The organism is Segatella sinensis, assembly GCF_040095255.1.
GTDB lineage: Bacteria > Bacteroidota > Bacteroidia > Bacteroidales > Bacteroidaceae > Prevotella > Prevotella sinensis.
Map to the genome: position 1 here is coordinate 1 of NZ_JBBNGE010000127.1, position 917 is coordinate 917.

Genomic DNA, 917 nt, shown 5'->3' on the forward strand with positions numbered 1-917 from the left:
CGATTCGCAATGCCGAGGAGATTCTCCGGGCTACCCTGAAGAAGAAGGAGGAACTGCTGGAGCAGCAGAAGAAACTGATCGGGGAGCAGAAGGCCCGATTAGATGGGCAGAAGGCTTGGATAGCCGACCAGGATGCTCGGTTGATTCAGCAGAAGGCTTTGCTGCATCAGCAGGAGGTGCAGATGGGACTTGACAAGAAACTCATCGGCGAGCAGGATGTGGAAATCCGAAGACTGAACGGCGTGGTGGATGAGCAGGTGGTGAATATCGCCCGAAAAGGTGAGAACATCATCCATCTGGAGCACCAGGTGGATGGGCTGATGCCGAAGGCAATCTACTCGGATAATGTCTTGGATTCCGTTTCCTGCTTCACTACTACTCAGGTGGCGAAGGAGCTGGGTATCACGGCGCAGGAGCTGAACCGCTCACTGTGCGCCCTGCATATCCAGTACTACCAGAGCGGGCAGTACATGCTCTATGCGGAGTATGCGCACATGGGACTGGCGAAGAGCCGCACCCGATACAATGCCTTCCTGGATCCGAAATGCGATGGCAGAAAGGAGAAGATGGGCAAGGCGGTAACGCATACCTATCTGGTATGGACCGAGAAGGGCAGGAAGTTTGTCCATGATCTGGCCCACAGATTCTGGGAGCTTGCCGAACTGTTTGAGGTGAAGAATCTGGGGTAGGCCCGCTGGGGCATTTGACCGGCGATGGAATCGCCGGGAACGGGGGTAGGAAGGGGGACAGGCTCCTGCTTGGCTTCTGTTAGGCTCCGGTTGGTAATTATTAATCATTAAAAATGGAAATATGGCGATAAAGCAACAGGTAATGGCTTTAAATCCGGCACGCAAGGGCAATATGGGAAGATTGAATTCTTCCCAGCCCCTGTATGTCTATGACACCCTGATAGCACA

1 protein-coding gene is annotated in these 917 nt (G+C 53.7%); it reads left to right on the top strand.

The genetic code is table 11. The features are described 5' to 3' along the window. Positions 1–689: phage antirepressor KilAC domain-containing protein (locus AAAT87_RS15400; RefSeq protein ID WP_349226921.1), on the top strand; the 689-nt coding region annotated here is incomplete at its 5' end. Positions 690–917 lie beyond the last annotated feature (228 nt).